This window comes from Stenotrophomonas maltophilia, assembly GCF_013464485.1.
Classification (GTDB): Bacteria; Pseudomonadota; Gammaproteobacteria; order Xanthomonadales; family Xanthomonadaceae; genus Stenotrophomonas; species Stenotrophomonas maltophilia_AW.
The window spans coordinates 95,513-113,489 of sequence record NZ_RAUX01000023.1 but is presented as its reverse complement, the minus strand read 5'-3'; the positions used below and the strand labels follow the sequence as shown (position 1 = coordinate 113,489).

Sequence of the window (17,977 nt, the reverse complement as noted above, 5' to 3'; positions counted from 1 at the left end):
GGGCCTCCTGCCCAACTCGCCCGAGGCATGCCTCGGGCCCATGCGGCTCACGCCCCCGCAACCGAACCCACCCCGCCTTCGACAGATTCTCGCGAGCTGCCCGCGCCTGTGTAGAGCCGAGCCATGCTCGGCTCAAATCTCACAGACATCGAAGTGTTCGATTTCAATGGACGTTCATCCACGCATGGCGTGGATCTACCAGCCGTCACCGGGAAACTGTCGGGGGCGGGGCGGTGTGGGGCTGCAGGACCGTTGGCGCCATGGATGGCGCCATCGAGCCCCCATGGATGGGTTTACGGCGTGTCCTGCAGCCTCACACCGCACCGCCCAGCGCACAGCATTCACAGAACCGGTTGTTGCTGTTGATCTGGCTTCTTGCAGGTGCAGGGCCGCAGGCCCTGCCGCCCCCCCTCATTCCGCGACGTGCTCGACCTGCCGTGGCTCCGGCTTGGTATCGGGCAGTTGCCAGAAAATCATCGTCGAGGTCAGGGTGATCGCGCCGACGCACAGGAACGTGGCATGCAATGCCGCAGTCGCGTCGGTGCTGTCCAGATGATTGCCGAACGCGGCCAGCAGGCTGCCGGCTGCGGCCGCACCGAAACCGGCGGCGAGCATCATCACCATCGACAGCAGGCTGTTGCCGGAACTGGCGAACTCGCGGTCCAGGTCACGCAGGGTCACGGTGTTCATCACGGTGAACTGCAGCGAATTGACCGCGCCGAAGAGCGCCAGCTGCAGCAGGCGCCAGACCAGGTGCTGGCCGGGCGTCATCAGAATGAAGCTGGCCATCGCCAGGCCGACCAGCACGGTGTTGACCATCAGCACGCGACGGTAGCCGTAGCGCTCCACCAGCTTCACCGCCAGCTTCTTCGATACCATGCCGGCCGCCGCCACCGGCACCATCATCAGGCCAGCGTTCATCGGGCCCAGGCCAAGGCCGACCTGCAGCAGCAGCGGGATCAGCATCGGCATGGCGCTGCTGCCGATGCGCGAGAACAGGTTGCCGAGGATGCCGATGCGATAGCTGGGCACGCGGAACAGGGCCAGCGAGAACAAGGGGGCGGTGGAGTTGGCGGCGTGCAGCCAGTAACCCACCAGTGCCGCCAGGCCTGCAACGGTCATCAGCATCACCAGCGCGTGTGGCGTGCCCAGCCCGGAGATGCCGTCCAATGCAAGTGACAGCACCACCATCGCGAAGGCCAGCATGATGTAGCCGCGCAGGTCGAAGCGGGTGCGATGGCTGGCGTAGTGGTCGGGCATGATTTTCATCGCGGCGATGAAACCGATCACGCCGATCGGCAGGTTGATCAGGAACACCCAGTGCCACGAGGCAATCTCGACCAGCCAGCCGCCCAGGGTCGGGCCGATCAGCGGTCCAACCAGCGCGGGAATGGCGATGAAGCTCATCGCGCGCAGGAAATCCTCGCGCGGAACCGAGCGCATCACCGCCAGCCGGCCGACCGGCAGCAGCATCGCGCCACCGATGCCCTGCAGCACGCGCGCACCGACCAGCTGGTGCAGGTGCTGGGCCAGCGCGCAGGCCAGCGAGCCGAGGGTGAACAGGATGATCGCCACCAGGAAGGTGCGGCGGGTGCCGTAGCGGTCGGCGATCCAGCCGGAGGCGGGAATGAAGGTGGCCACCGCCAATGCGTAGCTGAACACCACCGACTGCATCTGCAGCGGGCTCTCGCCCAGGCTGGCCGCCATCGCAGGCAGCGCTGTGTTGACGATGGTCGAGTCCAGCATCTGCATGAAGATCGCCAAGGACACCAGCCACAGCAGGGGACGGTGGCGGTTGTAGGTCGATGACGATGTGGGCATGGCGTGCGGCCGGTGCAGCGTGGGGGCGCCATGATCGCGCAAACCGGATCACGGTGCGATCAACGTCGCACCGTGACGCTTACTGCGCTTGATTCAGCGCTGGCTGTGCGCGTGCACCGCGTCGACCAGCACCTGCACGTGGGCCGGGTCCATGTCCGGCGACATGCCGTGGCCGAGGTTGAATACATGGCCCTCGCGCGAACCACCGTTGCCGGCGGCATAGGTATCGAGCACGCGCGCGGCGGCGGCGGCAATCGCATCCGGCGAGGCGTACAGCGTGGTCGGGTCGAGGTTGCCCTGCAGGGCGACGCGGCCACCGGTGCGGCGCAGGGCCTCGTCCAGGTCCAGCGTCCAGTCCAGGCCCAGCGCATCGGCACCGGTCTGCGACAGTGCTTCCAGGTGCAGGCCGGTACCCTTGCCGAACAGGATCAGCGGCGTGCGCTCGCTGCCTTCGCCACGCTCCAGGCCTTCGGCGATGCGCTGCAGGTAACGCAGCGAGAACTCGCGGTACATCGCCGGCGACAACACGCCGCCCCACGTATCGAACACCTGCAGTGCCTGCGCGCCGGCTGCGCGTTGCGCGCCGAGGTAGGCGATCACGGCGTCGGTGGTGACCTCCAGCAGGCGGTGCAGGGCCTGCGGGTGGTTCAGCGCCATCGCCTTGATACGGGCGAAATCCTTGCTGCCGCCGCCCTCCACCATGTAGCAGGCCAGCGTCCACGGGCTGCCGGAGAAGCCGATCAACGGTACCTGGCCGTCCAGCTCGCGGCGGATCAGGCGCACCGCGTCCATCACGTAGCCCAGGTCCTGTTCCATGTCCGGCACCGCCAGCCTGGCGATGGCGGCTTCATCGCGCACCGGGTGGCGGAACTTCGGGCCTTCGCCCTCAACGAAGTACAGCTCCAGGCCCATCGCATCGGGAATGGTAAGGATGTCCGAGAACAGAATGGCCGCGTCCAGCGGGAAGCGGCGCAGCGGCTGCAGGGTGACTTCACAGGCGATTTCCGGGTTCTTGGCCATGGCCAGGAAGCTGCCGGCCTTGGCCCGGGTCGCGCGGTACTCCGGCAGGTAGCGGCCGGCCTGGCGCATCAGCCAGACGGGGGTGCAGTCCACCGGTTCGCGGCGCAGGGCGCGCAGCAGGCGATCGTTGCGGAGAGGGCTGGTCACGATGGGCATTCCTTGGACGAAAGTTGGCAGCGGCGTCAGTCGCCGTGCGAAAGGATCTGGAAGCCGCGATGCAGTTCGGCATCGCGGGCCTTCTCAAAGGCATGGCGCGCTTCGTCGGCCTGCAGGTACAGCTCGCGCCGCAGCTGCGAGCGGCTGCCGACGCGGCCGCTCTCGCGCAGCAGCTCCCAGCCGCCGAACAGGTCCGGCTGCAGGCTCAGGCGCAGGAAGCGCGGTGCCTGCGCACCGGCGTCGGGATGTTGCAGGTAGACGTGCATGGTGCCGATTGTATCGCCCCGGGCGGCACGAACCTGTAGAGCCGAGCCCACGCTCGGCTGCGCTTCATGCCGCGGCACAATTCGTTAGCGCCGGGCCATGCCCGGCGAACGCGGAAAGGTCAGCCCGCGCCCAGTACCTTCAGTACCGCCGCCTCATCCACGTCCGGCACCACTTCGGCGCGGCCCATGCCGCGCCACAGCACCAGGCGCAGTCGACCGGCCACGTTCTTCTTGTCCAGCCGCATGCGGCCGAGCAGGGCCTGCGGGTCCAGCCCGGCCGGGATGGCCACCGGCAGACCGAGGCGTTCCAGCAGCGCCTGCAGGCGCGCGCGGTCGGCATCCTCGGCCAGGCCCAGGTCGGTGGACAGCTTCGCCGCCAGTACCATGCCCACGGCCACGGCCTCACCGTGGTTCAGCGCATCGCGGCCCGGGGCCGAGTAGCCCTGTTCGGTCTCGATGGCATGGCCGAAAGTGTGGCCCAGGTTGAGCAGGGCACGCTCGCCCTTCTCGAACGGATCGCGTTCGACGATGGCAGCCTTGTGCTGGCAGCTGCGTGCGATGGCTTCGGAAAGCACGTGGTCTTCACCGGCGATCAGCGCCTCGGCATGCTGCTGCAGCCATTCGAAGAACACGGCATCACCCAGCGCGCCGTACTTCACCACTTCGGCCAGGCCTGCCCGCAGCTCGCGCGGCGGCAGGGTGGCCAGCACGCGGGTATCGGCAATGACCGCACGCGGCGGATGGAAGGCGCCGACGAGGTTCTTCCCGGCCGGAATGTCGACCGCCGTCTTGCCGCCCACCGACGAATCGACCATCGCCAGCAGGGTGGTGGGCAGCTGCACGCAGTCCACGCCACGCATCCAGCACGCGGCGGCGAAACCCGCAAGATCGCCGACCACGCCACCGCCGAGGGCGAACACGCAGGCATCGCGGGTAGCGCCGAGCCCGGCCAGTGCTTCGATCGCGCGGCCGAATTCGGGCAGGGTCTTGGAGGCTTCGCCGGCGGCCAGCACGTGCTCGCCGATGATCAGGTCGGGGCGAGCGGCCAGCAGAGTCTGCTTCACGGCATCCAGATAGCGCGGGGCGACTTCGCTGTCGCTGAGCAGCAGCACATGGCGCCCACGCACGTGCGACGCCAGCGCGGTGCCGTCGGCCTGCGCACCGGCGCCGATGGTGATGGAGTAGGGGCGGTCGCCGCCAACGGCGACCTGCAGCAGAGTGGGGGAAGTCATGCAGTCAGGTCCTGGCGCTGCCATTGCGTGGCCAGCTTGACCACCAGCTGGGCAGTCGCATCGGCAGCGGTGTACGGGTCGGTATCAAGGGTGAGGTCGGCCAGTTCGCGGTACAGCGGGTCGCGGTGTGCGGCCAGATCGTGCAGCACCTGCTCGCGGTCCGGGCGCTGCAGCAGTGGCCGGCCCTTGTCGCGGGCCAGGCGTTCCAGTTGCGCGGCCACGCTGACCCGCAGGTAGACCACGAAGCCGCGCCGGGCGATCAATGCCCGGTTGTCCGGATCCAGCACCGCGCCGCCACCGGTTGAGACCAGCTGGCCATGGCCTTCCAGCACGCGGGCCAGTGCCTCGCGTTCATGGCTGCGGAAGCCGGTTTCGCCGGAATGCTCGAAGATGGTCGGGATGCTGGCGCCGGCGGCATCGACGATGGCTTGGTCGACATCGACGAAGTCCAGCGTGAAGCGCTCGGCCAGGCGGCGGCCGATGCAGGTTTTGCCGGCGCCCATAGGGCCGATCAGGATCAGGTTCGGAGCAGGGTTCATGCCCTCTGATGCTAACACCTCCGTGCCCCGGCCTTTACGTTCTTCACGTCACTCTAGGCGTTCCTGCGGGGTCTCCCGCGCCAGCTGGAGTACAGGCCATGACGGTTGCCAAGGTCATCGAAATCACCGCCTCCTCACCGAAAAGCGTGGAGGACGCCGTACGCAGCGGATTGAAGAAGGTCTCCGAGACGGTCAAGGGCATCCAGGGCGCCTGGGTGAACGAGACCAAGGTGGTCACCAATGGCAGTGGCGAGATCACCGAATGGCGGGTCAATCTGCGGGTGACCTTCCTGGTGGAATAGGCGCCCTCAGCGCACTGCCTGCACCTGTCGCTGTCCGTCCAGCACCACCACGTGGTCGGCGAGGGCGGGCAGGGCACGCAGCGCCTGCCGGCTGACCCGCTCGTAGTACTGCACGAATCGCTCCAGCTGTGGCCGGCTCATGCCGTGCCGGCCCGGCTGCGCGGCCTGCAGGTTCTGCTCCTGCTGCCAGCGCCAGCGCGGCACCACTGAAAAATCCGGTGGCTGCAGGAACCACAGGCGGTCGCAACGCTGCCAGAGCGCCGGGTAGTTGCGGGCAAGGGCCTGGTTGCACCAGCGCCGCCAGTGGCCATCGGCGTCGGCCTCGCGTTCCAGTGCATTCAGCGGGCTGTCCAGCGCGTCGTCGGCCTGTGCTGGCGTACCCAGGAACCAGCCTTCGAACACCAGCAGGTCGAGGGGTTGCTCGATACGTGGCCATTGCGCTTCGGGCAGTCGCTCGTCGGCCAGCTTGTCGAAGCGGGGCAATGCGAAGGGCTGGCGCGCGGCTACCGCGTCCAGCACGCGGTGGGCCAGCGGCAGGTCATGGGTGCCGGGTGGGCCGCGGGTGATCAGCAGCGGGTGCACCTGTCGGGCCAGTCGCTGGCGCTGTGCGCGGGTCAGGTAGACGTCATCGATGGACAGCGTCGCCGCGTTCAGGCCACGCGCCTGTGCACATGCCACCACCTGCGCGGCCAGCGTCGATTTGCCGCTCCCCTGCAGGCCGCTGATCGCCAATACTGGAACCGCTGCGCCGCTGCCCAGCGCATCGTCCAGCGCCTGTTTGGCCAATGTTTCCGGGAATCCTTTCACCTGGGGCATATACGCAGCAGCGACCATGCAGCCACAATAGCCCAATCCGTGTGAGAAGAACGCAATCATGAGCGACCTGTACGCCGAAGCCCTGTCCACGTTTGCCGGCCTGTTCGAGGAGGCCAAACAGAGCCGCGAGGTCGAGCCGAATGCGATGACCGTGGCCACCGCCGATACGCAGGGTCGTCCCTCGGCACGCACCGTGCTGCTGAAGGCGTTCGACGAGCGCGGCTTCGTGTTCTACACCCACCTGGACAGCCACAAGGGCCAGGAACTGCAGGCCAATCCGCAGGCGGCGCTGCTGTTCCTGTGGCGCAGCCTGCGCGAGGCCGGCATCCAGGTGCGTATCGAAGGCCGTGTCGAACAGGTGGCCGATGCCGAAGCCGATGCCTATTTCGCCAGCCGTCCGCGTATGAGCCAGATCGGCGCATGGGCCTCGCAGCAGTCGAAGACGCTGGCGACGCGCGAGGAGTTCGACGCGCGCGTGGCAGAGATCGAAGCCCGCTTCGAAGGCAAGGACGTGCCACGTCCGGAGGGCTGGAGCGGCCTGCGCGTGGTGCCTGACCGCATCGAGTTCTGGTATGGCGCGCAGTTCCGCCTGCACGAGCGCTGGTGCTATGAGGCCGGGGCAGAAGGCCGCTGGAGCAAGCGCCTGCTGTACCCGTAAGGTCGCATGATGAATCGCCTGCCGCTGTATCGCGTGGTGGTATTCGTGCCAATCGCGTCGCTGGATGCCGTGAAGAACGGCATCCTTGCGGTGGACGCGCTGGTGGCAGGCGACTACGAGCACGGCATGTGGTGGTCTGCGCCGGGGTTTGAGCAGTTCCGCCCCCGCGCGGATGCGATGCCCGTGCAGGGGGAAGCGGGCCGTACCGAAGTGGTCGGCAGCGTGCGGCTGGAATTCTGCCTGCCACGTGATCCACTGCGGCTGCAGCAGATATTCGAGCGGGGCATTGTGCCGCATCACCCGTGGCGGGTACCCGTCGTGCACGTAGAGGAAATCGAGTTTCTGGCGTAGCCGGGCCGATGCTTGGCTGCCACCGTTTCACCGATGCCCGTCGAGCGGTGTTGCACGCACTGCTTGATTCCCCGGTGGGAACCAGGCATCGATGCGCTCGTTGGCCGGGTCGTAACACTCGACGAGTTCGTTGCTGACCTGGTTCATCCATGCATTGATCACATCGATGGCCTCGCGGGCCGTGGCGACGGCGCGCTCGATGTCGAACTGGTGAGCGCTGTTGCGCGCCTTGCCTTTGCGCAGGTGCAGTTCGATTTCGTACGGGTGTTCGGTGTTCGACGCATAGGTCACATGCAGCGAGGCCTGCAGGCGGTCACCGTTGCGAAGCGGGAAATCTCCGCTGGCGGAAAAGATCATGCCGCAGAAGTACAGGTCGCGGAGCAGGAACACGGTCTGCTGATCTTCGATGCCATCCAGCACGGCTGGGGCCGCATCGAGCAGGTTGTTCCTTGCGAAGCACCAGCCCCAGGGCGCGAGGAAATGGGGCAGCGGGTATTGCCGGCGCAGCTGCCGGTCATGCTGTCTGAAGGTGTCGATGGGGTCGTCTCCCTGTGCCGGTCCGGTAGTACCGCTCAGCAGCCGTACACCAGTGGACCTGATCATACCTGTGGTTGCCGGCCTGTGGCCCGCACCATCCCGTCAGAGATTCTCCGCGCGCAACCACCGCCACAGCGTGGTGCGTGATACGCCCAGTGCCTGCGCCATGCCCTCGCGGTCATTCCGATGTTCCAGCAGCAGCGCTTCCAGTTGCGCACGCGGCGGGCGCTTGCCGTTGTTTCCGGCCGGAAAGGCTGCACTGCCCGCATTCATCAGCTCGGGTGCCAGCTGCAGCAGTCGCGCGGCATCAATCAGCCCTTCTCCAGGCTGCCAGTGGATGCGTAGTCGATCAACAAGATTGCGAAGTTCACGCACGTTGCCGGGCCATTCGGCGGCAGTCAGCACTGCCATCGCATCCTCATCCAGCGGCGTGTCGATGCCGCGCAGCTGGCGGAAGAAGTGTTGTGCCAGCAGTGGGATGTCATCGCGTCGCGCACGCAGCGAGGGCAGGGCAATGCGCAGTGCGGCCAAACGATAATAGAGATCTCTACGGAAGCTGCCTGCGGCCGCGCGCTGTTCCAGCGACTGCAGCGTGGCGGCCACCACGCGCAGGTCAACCGGCGTCGGCTCGGTGGCGCCCACGCGCAGCACTTCGCGTTCTTCCAGCACCCGCAGCAGGCGGGTCTGCAAGGGCAGCGGAAGTTCACCGATTTCATCCAGGAACAGGGTGCCGCCATCGGCTGCTTCCACCAGGCCCACGCGGCCGCCACGGCGTGCGCCGGTGAACGCGCCATCGCTGTAGCCGAACAGTTCCGATTCCAGTAGTGATTCGCTGATCGCGCCGCAGTTCAGTGCCACGAAGCGGCCACGACGACCGCTGGCCGCGTGCAGCTGGCGCGCGACCAGTTCCTTGCCGGTGCCGGTTTCGCCGCTGACCAATACCGTGCTGTGGTGCGGCGCGTACAGTGCAATCTGTGCACGCACCTGCGCCATCGCATCGCTGCTGCCCAGCAGGTCGTGTGCATCGCTGCGCGGTGCGGCGCGACGGCGTGGAGCTGGCCGGCTGCCGCCGGAGCGGGCCAGGGTATGGGTCAGTTCCAGGGCGTGCTCGAACGCCTGCCGCACTGAATCGGCCGAGTACAGCAGCACGCCGGGCAGCCCGGCCTGTTCGGCATGGTCGATGGCCATGCCGGTGCCGACGATCACCTCGATGCCATTGGCGCGCAGGTCGGCGATGCAGTCGCGCGCGTCCTCGCGGGTGACGAAGCGGCGATGCTCGATATCCAGACCGAAGCTTTGCTGGAAGTTGCTGAATACCGGCACGTCGCTGGCGTGGGTGACCAGGCCGATGCGGCTGGCGATGCGTCGCGCACGGGCCAGCGCTTCCATCAAATCGAAGCCGTTGGCCTGGATCGGCACCAGCGGCAACTCCAGCCGGCTGCGCAGCCAGGCGGCGTTGGAGCCTCCGGCGATCACCACGTCGCAATGCTCGCGGCGCAGGCGCTGGCCGATCACCTCGACGGCTTCCTCGAAGCCAAGGTTGATCTGCTCGATACGCGCGCGGCGGTCGAACTCGGGTATGACGTCGCCGAGCAGGCCGGTCAGGCGCGAGACGCTGACCGTCCATATCACCGGACGGCCGGGGTCATCGGCGTGGCGCTGGGGCGAGCGGGGCAGGTACATGGCGGCTCGGGGCGGGGTGGGCAAGGTGTTTCATGATACATCTGTTTCAGTGTTTCATATGTTTCACCGATGTGCCCTGGTCATCCCCGTGAAATCAAGGGCTTGCAGCTTGGCATGGAGTTTGCGCTCCCCTTCGTGTTCTTCAACCTGGATTGCCGCATGACCGCTTCCACCCCATCCTCCGCCGGTGCCCGCTTCCGTGAAGCGCTGGCTGCCGAATCGCCGCTGCAGGTGATCGGCGCGATCAACGCCAACCACGCCCTGCTGGCCAAGCGCGCCGGCTTCCGCGCCATCTACCTGTCCGGTGGCGGCGTGGCTGCTGGCTCGCTGGGCCTGCCGGATCTGGGCATCAATACCCTGGAAGACGTGCTGGTGGACGTGCGCCGCATCACCGATGTCTGCGACCTGCCGCTGATGGTCGACATCGACACTGGCTTCGGTCCGAGCGCGTTCAACATCGCGCGCACCGTGAAGTCGCTGATCAAGGCCGGCGCGGCCGCCTGCCACATCGAGGACCAGGTCGGCGCCAAGCGCTGCGGTCACCGTCCGGGCAAGGAAATCGTCTCGCAGGGCGAAATGGTCGACCGCGTGAAGGCCGCTGCCGATGCCAAGACCGATCCGGACTTCTTCCTGATCGCGCGTACCGACGCCATCCAGGTGGACGGCGTGGACAAGGCCATCGAGCGCGCCATCGCCTGCGTCGAGGCCGGTGCCGACGGCATCTTCGCCGAGGCGGCCTACGATCTGGACACCTACCGCCGCTTCGTCGACGCGGTGAAGGTGCCGGTGCTCGCCAACATCACCGAGTTCGGTGCCACCCCGCTGTTCAGCCGCGACGAACTGGCCTCGGCCGGCGTCGCCATCCAGCTGTTCCCGCTGTCGGCGTTCCGTGCGGCAAACAAGGCGGCCGAGAACGTCTACCAGGCGGTGCGCCGCGATGGCCACCAGCGCAACGTGGTCGAGACCATGCAGACCCGCGAAGAACTCTACGACCGCATCGGCTACCACGCCTTCGAGCAGCAGCTCGACGCACTGTTCGCCGCCAAGAAATAAGCAGTACCCTGCACCATCAGTTTTCGGAGGGAAAACATGAACGATACGACCGCAACCCCGACCTTCAAGCCGAAGAAGTCCGTCGCCCTGTCCGGCACCGCTGCCGGCAACACCGCGCTGTGCAGCGTGGGCCGCAGTGGCAACGATCTGCACTACCGTGGCTATGACATCCTGGACCTCGCCAACACCAGTGAATTCGAGGAAATCGCCTACCTGCTGGTGCACGGCAAGCTGCCGACCCGCGCCGAGCTGGTTTCGTACAAGGCCAAGCTGAAGTCGCTGCGTGGCATCCCGGCCGCGGTGAAGGCCGCGCTGGAAGAACTGCCGCCGTCGGCGCACCCGATGGACGTGATGCGCACCGGCGTGTCCGTGCTCGGCTGCGTGGCGCCGGAGAAGGATGACCACAACCATCCGGGCGCGCGTGACATCGCCGACAAGTTGATGGCCTGCCTCGGCTCGATGCTGCTGTACTGGTACCACTGGAGCCACAACGGCCGCGCCATCGACGTGGAAACCGACGATGAGTCGATCGGTGGCCACTTCCTGCACCTGCTGCACGGCGAGAAGCCGCAGGAATCGTGGGTGAAGGCGATGCACACCTCGCTGATCCTGTACGCCGAGCACGAGTTCAACGCCTCCACCTTTGCCTGCCGCGTCATCGCTGGCACCGGCAGCGACATGTACAGCGCGATCTGCGGTGGCATCGGCGCGCTGCGCGGCCCCAAGCATGGCGGCGCCAATGAAGTGGCCTTCGAAGTGCAGAAGCGCTACGACAACCCCGATGAGGCCGAGGAAGACATCAAGGCCCGCGTCGAGCGCAAGGAAGTGGTGATTGGTTTCGGCCACCCGGTCTACACCGTCTCCGATCCGCGCAACAAGGTGATCAAGGACGTGGCCCGCGAGCTGTCCGAAGAACAGTCCAGCATGAAGATGTACGACATCGCCGAGCGCCTGGAAACGGTGATGTGGGACATCAAGAAGATGTTCCCGAACCTGGACTGGTTCAGCGCCGTCAGCTACCACATGATGGGCGTGCCGACCGCGATGTTCACTCCGCTGTTCGTGATCGCCCGCACCGCCGGCTGGAGCGCGCACATCGTCGAGCAGCGCATCGACGGCAAGATCATCCGTCCGAGCGCCAACTACATCGGTCCGGAAGACCGCGACTTCGTCGCCATCGACAAGCGCGCCTGATCCACCTGCTGTACCCATCCGGCCGGCAATGTGCCGGCCGGATGCTTTCGCCGCCGCACCGCCGGCACCCGGCCCGCCTCAAGCACTCCGCCAGCCCATGAATACCGATTACCGCAAGAACCTCCCCGGCAGCGCGCTGGATTATTTCGACGCGCGTGCCGCTGTCGATGCGATCCAGCCCGGCGCCTACGCCACCCTGCCGTACACCTCGCGCGTGCTGGCCGAGAACCTGGTGCGCCGCTGCGATCCGGCCACGCTCAGCGATTCGCTGAAGCAGCTGATCGAGCGCCGTCGCGACCTGGATTTCCCGTGGTTCCCGGCGCGCGTTGTGTGTCACGACATCCTCGGCCAGACCGCGCTGGTCGACCTGGCCGGCCTGCGTGATGCGATTGCCGACAAGGGCGGTGACCCGGCCAAGGTGAATCCGGTGGTGCCGGTGCAGCTGATCGTCGATCACTCGCTGGCAGTGGAATGTGGTGGTTTCGATCCGCAGGCGTTCGAGAAGAACCGCGCGATCGAAGATCGTCGCAATGAAGACCGTTTCCACTTCATCGACTGGACCAAGCTGGCCTTCGAGAACGTGGACGTGATTCCGCCGGGCAACGGCATCATGCACCAGATCAACCTGGAGAAGATGTCGCCGGTGGTCTACGTGCAGGACGGCGTGGCCTTCCCGGATACCTGCGTGGGCACCGACAGCCACACCCCGCACGTGGATGCACTGGGCGTGATCGCCATCGGTGTGGGCGGCCTGGAAGCGGAGAACGTGATGCTGGGCCGCGCGTCGTGGATGCGCCTGCCCGACACCGTCGGTGTCGAACTGAGTGGCCGCCCGCAGCCGGGCATCACCGCCACCGACGTGGTGCTGGCCCTGACCGAGTTCCTGCGCAAGGAACGCGTGGTCGGTGCCTGGCTTGAATTCTTCGGCGAAGGTGCCGCGGCACTGACCATCGGTGACCGCGCCACCATCTCCAACATGTGCCCCGAATATGGTGCCACAGCCGCGATGTTCTACATCGACGCACAGACCACCGATTACCTGCGCCTGACCGGGCGCGAGGAATCGCAGGTGGCGCTGGTGGAAAACTACGCACGCACCGCCGGCCTGTGGGCCGACGATCTGGCGACCGCGCAGTACGAGCGCGTGCTGAGCTTCGACCTGTCCAGCGTCGTGCGCAACATGGCCGGCCCGTCCAACCCGCACAAGCGCGTGGCCACCGCCGAGCTGGCCGAACGCGGCATCGCCGACGAAGCCAAGCTGGAAGCGGGCAAGGCCGAGCAGGCGCAGGGCCTGATGCCCGATGGCGCGGTGATCATCGCCGCCATAACCAGCTGCACCAATACCTCCAATCCGCGCAACGTCATTGCCGCCGCGCTGCTGGCGCGCAATGCCAACGCGCGTGGCCTGCAGCGCAAGCCGTGGGTGAAGTCGTCGCTGGCGCCGGGCTCGAAGGCCGTGCAGCTGTACCTGGAAGATTCCGGCCTGCTGCCGGACCTGGAGCAGCTCGGCTTCGGCATCGTCGCCTTCGCCTGCACCACCTGCAACGGCATGAGTGGTGCGCTGGATCCGAAGATCCAGCAGGAAATCATCGACCGTGACCTGTACTCCACGGCCGTGCTGTCGGGCAACCGCAACTTCGATGGCCGCATCCATCCTTACGCCAAGCAGGCCTTCCTGGCCTCGCCGCCGCTGGTGATCGCCTATGCCATCGCCGGCACCGTCCGCTTCGATATCGAGAAGGACGTGCTGGGCGTGGATGCCGATGGCAACGAGGTGCGCCTGAAGGACATCTGGCCGAGCGACGCCGAGATCGATGCGGTAGTGAAGGCCTCGGTGAAGCCCGAGCAGTTCCGCAAGGTCTACAACCCGATGTTCAATGTGCGCGTGGAGCATGGCGCTGCGGTCAGCCCGCTGTACGACTGGCGCCCGCAGAGCACCTACATCCGCCGCCCGCCGTACTGGGAGGGGGCGCTGGCTGGTGAGCGTACGCTGGCAGGGATGCGCGCGCTGGCGGTGCTGCCGGACAACATCACCACCGACCACCTGTCGCCGTCCAACGCGATCATGGCCTCCAGCGCCGCCGGCGAATACCTGGCGAAGATGGGCCTGCCCGAAGAGGACTTCAATTCCTACGCGACCCACCGCGGTGACCACCTGACCGCGCAGCGCGCAACGTTCGCCAATCCGAAGCTGTTCAACGAGATGGTGCGCAACGACGACGGCAGCGTGAAGCAGGGTTCGCTGGCGCGCGTGGAGCCGGAAGGCAAGGTCATGCGCATGTGGGAAGCGATCGAGACCTACATGGACCGCAAGCAGCCGCTGATCATCATCGCCGGTGCCGACTACGGCCAGGGCAGCTCGCGTGACTGGGCCGCCAAGGGCGTGCGTCTGGCTGGCGTGGAGGCGATCGTGGCCGAGGGCTTCGAACGCATCCACCGCACCAACCTGATCGGCATGGGCGTGCTGCCACTGGAGTTCAAGCCGGGCACCACCCGCCTGACCCTGGGCATCGACGGCACGGAGACCTATGACGTGATCGGCGAGCGTACCCCGCGTGCCGAACTGACCCTGGTCATCCACCGCCGCGACGGCCAGGACGTGATCGTGCCGGTCACCTGCCGCCTGGACAGCGACGAGGAAGTGGCGATCTACGAGGCCGGCGGCGTGCTGCAGCGCTTCGCCCAGGACTTCCTGGAAGGGGCCAAGGTGGCGTGATAGCCGGCTGAATGCCTGCCCCCGGAGGCCGGGGGCGGGCTTGTCCGACACCAGAGCGGGGCGCACACTGACTTGGCAAAAACTGCCAGAGGAGAGTTTCATGGCCACCATGAACATTTCGCTGACCGATCCGCTCAAGCAGTTCGTGGACGAGGAAGTGCGCGAAGGCGGCTACTCCAGTACGTCGGACTATGTGCGTGACCTGATCCGCCAGCGCCAGCGCAGCAAGGCCGAAGAACTGCTCAAGCAGCTGATTGCGGAGGGACTGGCTTCTGGTCCTTCGGCGCCTTTGGCGCCGGATCACTTCGACAAGCTCCGTGAGCGTGCACGGAACTGGAAGTGAAACCTTCGCACTGGTCCCCTGCAGCGGTTCGAGATCTTGACCAGGCAGCAGCTTGGTATGGAGGTCAGGGCGGAGAAGTGCAGGAAATCGGCTTCATCGATGCGGTGGAATCCGTCGTCAAGCTGATCGAGACCCACCCAGGTGCTGGTTCCGCACTGCATGCGGGTCTGTTGCTCTCGCTGCCAGCGCCATTGCGTTTTCATCCGGTTCGTCGCTTCGACGGCTACCTGGTCTACTACGTGGAGCTACCTGCGCATGTTTCCATCGTGCGCATCTGGAATGCTTCGCGGGGCATGGAAGCGCTGTTCGAAGACGAGGAGCTCAAACCCGATATTGGTTCGTCGCATCCAGGATACTGATCCATGACCTTCCTTCCGCAACTCCGTATTCCCGCCACCTACATGCGCGGCGGCACCAGCAAGGGCGTGTTCTTCCGCCTGAAGGACCTGCCCGAAGCCGCTCAGGTGCCGGGCGCCGCACGCGATGCGCTGCTGATGCGCGTGATCGGCTCGCCCGATCCGTATGGCAAGCAGACCGATGGCATGGGCGGGGCTACGTCCAGCACCAGCAAGTGCGTGATCATCTCCGCTGCGTCGGTGCCGGACCACGACGTGGACTATCTGTACGGCCAGGTCTCGATCGACACCGCCTTCGTTGATTGGAGCGGCAACTGCGGCAACCTCAGCACCGCGGTCGGCCCGTTTGCGATTGCCAACGGCCTGGTCGATCCCGCCCGCGTGCCGCGCGATGGCCTGTGCACCGTGCGCATCTGGCAGGCCAACATCGGCAAGACCATCATCGCCCACGTGCCGATGCGCGATGGCGAAGTGCAGGAAATCGGCGATTTCGAACTGGATGGGGTGACGTTCCCGGCGGCCGAGATCCAGCTGGAATTCATCGATCCGTCCGACGACGGCGATGCCGGCGCGATGTTCCCGACCGGCAATCTGGTGGACACGCTGGACGTGCCGGGCGTGGGCAGCTTCGATGTAACGATGATCACCGCCGGCATTCCGACCATCTTCCTCAATGCTGCCGACCTGGGCTACACCGGCACCGAGCTGCAGCCGGCGATCAACGAAGACAAGGCAGCACTGCAGAAGTTCGAAAGCATCCGCGCCCATGGCGCATTGCGCATGGGCCTGATCTCGAAACTGGAAGACGCAGCGACCCGCCAACACACGCCGAAGGTGGCCTTCGTGGCACCGGCACAGGACTACGTGTCGTCCAGTGGCAAGTCGATCGCGGCCTCGGCCATCGACCTGCACGCGCGTGCCCTGTCGATGGGCAAGCTGCACCACGCGATGATGGGCACTGCCGCCGTGGCGATCGGTACCGCCGCGGCGATTCCGGGCACTCTGGTCAACCGCGCGGCCGGTGGTGGTGAACGCGAAGCGGTGACCTTCGGCCATCCCTCCGGCACGCTGCGCGTGGGCGCACAGGCCGGGCTCGTTGACGGCCAGTGGACGGTGACCAAGGCCATCATGAGCCGCAGCGCCCGCGTGCTGATGGAAGGCATGGTGCGGGTGCCGGCCGAATGAGGTGCTGGTAAACGCCAACCAGGGTTGGCGACTACCGGGCCGCAGAGACCGATTGCTTTGGTAGATGCCAACCTTGGTTGGCATGGTGCGCGAGCAACTGCGCACCGCAACGAGGAGATCGACGATGTCCGACAACCACACCCCATCCAACGAGCGTGCAGCGTGGGATGCGCTGCTGGTGGATATCGTCGACTACGTGCGCGACGCCCACATCGACTCACCACTGGCGTTCCAGACCGCACACCATTGCCTTCTCGACACGCTCGGTTGCGGGCTGGAGGCACTGTCCTTCCCGGCCTGCAGCAAACTGCTCGGGCCGCTGGTGCCTGGCATCAGCGTGGTCAACGGAGCACGTGTACCGGGCACGCACTACGTGCTGGACCCGGTGCAGGCTGCTTTCAATCTGGGCGCAATGGTGCGCTGGCTGGATTTCAACGACACCTGGCTGGCCGCCGAATGGGGACACCCGTCGGACAACCTGGGCGGTATCCTCGCCGTCTGTGATTGGCTGGGGCGCAATGCTGCCGCGCTGCGCCGGCCGCCGCCGACCGTGCACGATGTGTTGCTGGCGATGATCAAGGCGCACGAGATCCAGGGCGTGCTGGCCTTGCAGAATTCCTTCAACCGCGTCGGGCTGGACCATGTGGTGCTGGTCAAGGTCGCCACCACCGCGGTGGTCTCGCAGCTGCTCGGCCTGGACCGCGAGCGCATGCTCAATGCGCTGTCACTGGCCTGGGTCGATGGCCACGCGTTGCGGACCTACCGGCACGCGCCCAACACCGGCTCGCGCAAGAGCTGGGCGGCCGGTGATGCGACCAGCCGCGGCGTGCGCCTGGCGCTGATGGCGGCCAGTGGCGAGATGGGCTACCCCAGCGTATTGAGTGCACCGATATGGGGTTTCGAGGCCGTATCCATGCATGGCCAGGCGTTGACGCTGGGGCGGCCGCTGGGCAGCTATGTGATGGAGAACGTGCTGTTCAAGATCAGCTACCCGGCCGAATTCCATGGCCAGACCGCGGTGGAGGCAGCGATCACGCTGCACCAGCAGCTGCGCGCGATGGGGCGGCGGGTCGAGGACATCGCGCACATCGCCATCCGCACCCAGGAGGCCTGCATCCGCATCATCGACAAGCAGGGGCCGCTGCATAATCCGGCCGACCGTGACCACTGCGTGCAGTACATGGTCGCCATCGCGCTGCTGCACGGGCGGTTGACGGCCGAGGACTACGAGGATGACGTCGCCGCCGACCCGCGCATCGACGCACTGCGCGCGAAGATGGCCTGTCATGAGGATCCGCAGCTCAGCGCCGATTACCTGGACCCGGACAAGCGCAGCATCGCCAACGGCCTGAGCGTGCGCTTCAGCGACGGTACTGAGCTGCCCGAGGTGCTGGTGGAATACCCGCTGGGCCACGCGCGCCGACGTGAGGAGGGCATTCCGTTGCTGATGGACAAGTTCCGCCGGCACCTGGGCCACCGCTTCCCGACCACCCAGCAGCAGCGCATCCTGGCCGCTTCACTGGACCCGGTGGCGCTGGCGGCAATGCCGGCAACCGACTACGTGGACCTGTACCTGCCGGGGTAGGGCGCGCCCTGGTGGGTGCCAACCAAGGTTGGCGACTACCGATACTGCCGGCCAGCGGCCGGCACTACCCGCATCCGGGGCACTTGCACGAATCTGCGTCAACACCGGTACCTGCCAGGGGAGGCTCGCTTTGGTAGGTGCCAACCTTGGTTGGCACGGCCGAC

General features: G+C 66.4%; 18 protein-coding genes. 10 read left to right on the top strand and 8 right to left on the bottom strand.

Annotation, left to right across the window (positions count from 1 at the left end; all coding sequences use genetic code 11):
* Nucleotides 1–411 precede the first annotated feature (411 nt).
* The 5 genes from mdtD to D7Y61_RS10800 form a co-directional block, all read right to left on the bottom strand.
* Complete coding sequence (gene mdtD / locus D7Y61_RS10820) at nucleotides 412–1,821, bottom strand: multidrug transporter subunit MdtD (protein WP_180866241.1); 1,410 nt, start codon at nucleotides 1,819–1,821, stop codon at nucleotides 412–414.
* Between the two features lie 93 nt (nucleotides 1,822–1,914).
* Nucleotides 1,915–2,997 carry a uroporphyrinogen decarboxylase gene (gene hemE, locus D7Y61_RS10815; RefSeq protein WP_108765952.1) on the bottom strand — a complete coding sequence of 361 codons (1,083 nt, stop codon included), beginning with the start codon at nucleotides 2,995–2,997 and terminating at the stop codon, nucleotides 1,915–1,917.
* Between the two features lie 26 nt (nucleotides 2,998–3,023).
* Nucleotides 3,024–3,263, bottom strand: a complete 240-nt coding sequence (locus D7Y61_RS10810) for a WGR domain-containing protein (protein ID WP_180866240.1) — start codon at nucleotides 3,261–3,263, stop codon at nucleotides 3,024–3,026.
* 119 nt (nucleotides 3,264–3,382) lie between these two features.
* Nucleotides 3,383–4,495 (bottom strand): 3-dehydroquinate synthase, encoded by a 1,113-nt coding sequence (gene aroB, locus D7Y61_RS10805; RefSeq protein WP_180866239.1) that lies wholly within the window; start codon nucleotides 4,493–4,495, stop codon nucleotides 3,383–3,385.
* Nucleotides 4,492–5,034 carry a shikimate kinase gene (locus tag D7Y61_RS10800; protein WP_180866238.1) on the bottom strand — a complete coding sequence of 181 codons (543 nt, stop codon included), beginning with the start codon at nucleotides 5,032–5,034 and terminating at the stop codon, nucleotides 4,492–4,494. The genes aroB and D7Y61_RS10800 overlap by 4 nt, the downstream gene beginning before the upstream one ends.
* Nucleotides 5,035–5,132: 98 nt before the next feature.
* Here D7Y61_RS10800 and D7Y61_RS10795 point away from each other — a divergent pair, with 98 nt between their 5' ends.
* Nucleotides 5,133–5,336, top strand: coding sequence for a dodecin family protein (locus D7Y61_RS10795; protein WP_005410663.1), 204 nt, complete (start codon nucleotides 5,133–5,135; stop codon nucleotides 5,334–5,336).
* A 6-nt stretch (nucleotides 5,337–5,342) separates the two neighbouring features.
* Here D7Y61_RS10795 and D7Y61_RS10790 read toward each other — a convergent pair whose 3' ends face one another.
* Nucleotides 5,343–6,170 (bottom strand): kinase, encoded by an 828-nt coding sequence (locus D7Y61_RS10790; RefSeq protein ID WP_180866237.1) that lies wholly within the window; start codon nucleotides 6,168–6,170, stop codon nucleotides 5,343–5,345.
* A 40-nt stretch (nucleotides 6,171–6,210) separates the two neighbouring features.
* Here D7Y61_RS10790 and pdxH point away from each other — a divergent pair, with 40 nt between their 5' ends.
* Nucleotides 6,211–6,810, top strand: coding sequence for a pyridoxamine 5'-phosphate oxidase (pdxH, locus tag D7Y61_RS10785; protein ID WP_180866236.1), 600 nt, complete (start codon nucleotides 6,211–6,213; stop codon nucleotides 6,808–6,810).
* A 9-nt stretch (nucleotides 6,811–6,819) separates the two neighbouring features.
* On the top strand, nucleotides 6,820–7,161 hold the full coding sequence (locus D7Y61_RS10780; RefSeq protein WP_180866235.1) for a hypothetical protein: 342 nt from the start codon (nucleotides 6,820–6,822) through the stop codon (nucleotides 7,159–7,161).
* Between the two features lie 27 nt (nucleotides 7,162–7,188).
* Here D7Y61_RS10780 and D7Y61_RS10775 read toward each other — a convergent pair whose 3' ends face one another.
* Together D7Y61_RS10775 and prpR are read right to left on the bottom strand one after the other, a co-directional pair.
* A complete protein-coding gene (locus D7Y61_RS10775; RefSeq protein WP_180866234.1) occupies nucleotides 7,189–7,764 on the bottom strand; it encodes a hypothetical protein in 576 nt (191 codons plus the stop codon).
* A 36-nt stretch (nucleotides 7,765–7,800) separates the two neighbouring features.
* Nucleotides 7,801–9,381, bottom strand: coding sequence for a propionate catabolism operon regulatory protein PrpR (prpR, locus tag D7Y61_RS10770; protein ID WP_180866233.1), 1,581 nt, complete (start codon nucleotides 9,379–9,381; stop codon nucleotides 7,801–7,803).
* A gap of 159 nt (nucleotides 9,382–9,540) precedes the next feature.
* Here prpR and prpB point away from each other — a divergent pair, with 159 nt between their 5' ends.
* The 7 genes from prpB to D7Y61_RS10735 all read left to right on the top strand — a co-directional run bounded on the left by prpB (nucleotide 9,541) and on the right by D7Y61_RS10735 (nucleotide 17,813).
* The gene (gene prpB, locus D7Y61_RS10765; protein ID WP_057498383.1) at nucleotides 9,541–10,434 is read left to right on the top strand and encodes a methylisocitrate lyase; all 894 of its coding nucleotides are present in this window, start codon (nucleotides 9,541–9,543) and stop codon (nucleotides 10,432–10,434) included.
* A 36-nt stretch (nucleotides 10,435–10,470) separates the two neighbouring features.
* Complete coding sequence (gene prpC / locus D7Y61_RS10760; protein WP_180866232.1) at nucleotides 10,471–11,628, top strand: bifunctional 2-methylcitrate synthase/citrate synthase; 1,158 nt, start codon at nucleotides 10,471–10,473, stop codon at nucleotides 11,626–11,628.
* A 97-nt stretch (nucleotides 11,629–11,725) separates the two neighbouring features.
* Nucleotides 11,726–14,344, top strand: a complete 2,619-nt coding sequence (gene acnD, locus D7Y61_RS10755; protein WP_180866231.1) for a Fe/S-dependent 2-methylisocitrate dehydratase AcnD — start codon at nucleotides 11,726–11,728, stop codon at nucleotides 14,342–14,344.
* 100 nt (nucleotides 14,345–14,444) lie between these two features.
* Nucleotides 14,445–14,687: a type II toxin-antitoxin system ParD family antitoxin gene (locus tag D7Y61_RS10750; protein ID WP_180866230.1), complete on the top strand. Its 243-nt coding sequence runs from the start codon at nucleotides 14,445–14,447 to the stop codon at nucleotides 14,685–14,687.
* Nucleotides 14,684–15,046: a type II toxin-antitoxin system RelE/ParE family toxin gene (locus D7Y61_RS10745; protein WP_180866229.1), complete on the top strand. Its 363-nt coding sequence runs from the start codon at nucleotides 14,684–14,686 to the stop codon at nucleotides 15,044–15,046. Before D7Y61_RS10750 ends, D7Y61_RS10745 begins: the two co-directional genes overlap by 4 nt.
* Before the next feature lie 3 nt (nucleotides 15,047–15,049).
* Nucleotides 15,050–16,228 (top strand): 2-methylaconitate cis-trans isomerase PrpF, encoded by a 1,179-nt coding sequence (gene prpF / locus D7Y61_RS10740; protein WP_180866228.1) that lies wholly within the window; start codon nucleotides 15,050–15,052, stop codon nucleotides 16,226–16,228.
* Nucleotides 16,229–16,352: 124 nt separating this feature from the next.
* Nucleotides 16,353–17,813: a bifunctional 2-methylcitrate dehydratase/aconitate hydratase gene (locus D7Y61_RS10735; RefSeq protein ID WP_180866227.1), complete on the top strand. Its 1,461-nt coding sequence runs from the start codon at nucleotides 16,353–16,355 to the stop codon at nucleotides 17,811–17,813.
* Nucleotides 17,814–17,977: the final 164 nt, after the last annotated feature.

Bases quoted from the DNA above. Each gene is read 5' to 3' on its own strand.
- aroB (WP_180866239.1), bottom strand. From the start codon at position 4,495: ATGACTTCCCCCACTCTGCTGCAGGTCGCCGTTGGCGGCGACCGCCCC.
- hemE (WP_108765952.1), bottom strand. From the start codon at position 2,997: ATGCCCATCGTGACCAGCCCTCTCCGCAACGATCGCCTGCTGCGCGCC.
- D7Y61_RS10795 (WP_005410663.1), top strand. From the start codon at position 5,133: ATGACGGTTGCCAAGGTCATCGAAATCACCGCCTCCTCACCGAAAAGC.
- acnD (WP_180866231.1), top strand. From the start codon at position 11,726: ATGAATACCGATTACCGCAAGAACCTCCCCGGCAGCGCGCTGGATTAT.
- D7Y61_RS10775 (WP_180866234.1), bottom strand. From the start codon at position 7,764: ATGATCAGGTCCACTGGTGTACGGCTGCTGAGCGGTACTACCGGACCG.
- prpR (WP_180866233.1), bottom strand. From the start codon at position 9,381: ATGTACCTGCCCCGCTCGCCCCAGCGCCACGCCGATGACCCCGGCCGT.
- prpB (WP_057498383.1), top strand. From the start codon at position 9,541: ATGACCGCTTCCACCCCATCCTCCGCCGGTGCCCGCTTCCGTGAAGCG.
- pdxH (WP_180866236.1), top strand. From the start codon at position 6,211: ATGAGCGACCTGTACGCCGAAGCCCTGTCCACGTTTGCCGGCCTGTTC.
- D7Y61_RS10750 (WP_180866230.1), top strand. From the start codon at position 14,445: ATGGCCACCATGAACATTTCGCTGACCGATCCGCTCAAGCAGTTCGTG.
- D7Y61_RS10800 (WP_180866238.1), bottom strand. From the start codon at position 5,034: ATGAACCCTGCTCCGAACCTGATCCTGATCGGCCCTATGGGCGCCGGC.
- D7Y61_RS10780 (WP_180866235.1), top strand. From the start codon at position 6,820: ATGAATCGCCTGCCGCTGTATCGCGTGGTGGTATTCGTGCCAATCGCG.
- D7Y61_RS10810 (WP_180866240.1), bottom strand. From the start codon at position 3,263: ATGCACGTCTACCTGCAACATCCCGACGCCGGTGCGCAGGCACCGCGC.
- prpC (WP_180866232.1), top strand. From the start codon at position 10,471: ATGAACGATACGACCGCAACCCCGACCTTCAAGCCGAAGAAGTCCGTC.
- mdtD (WP_180866241.1), bottom strand. From the start codon at position 1,821: ATGCCCACATCGTCATCGACCTACAACCGCCACCGTCCCCTGCTGTGG.
- D7Y61_RS10790 (WP_180866237.1), bottom strand. From the start codon at position 6,170: ATGGTCGCTGCTGCGTATATGCCCCAGGTGAAAGGATTCCCGGAAACA.
- prpF (WP_180866228.1), top strand. From the start codon at position 15,050: ATGACCTTCCTTCCGCAACTCCGTATTCCCGCCACCTACATGCGCGGC.
- D7Y61_RS10735 (WP_180866227.1), top strand. From the start codon at position 16,353: ATGTCCGACAACCACACCCCATCCAACGAGCGTGCAGCGTGGGATGCG.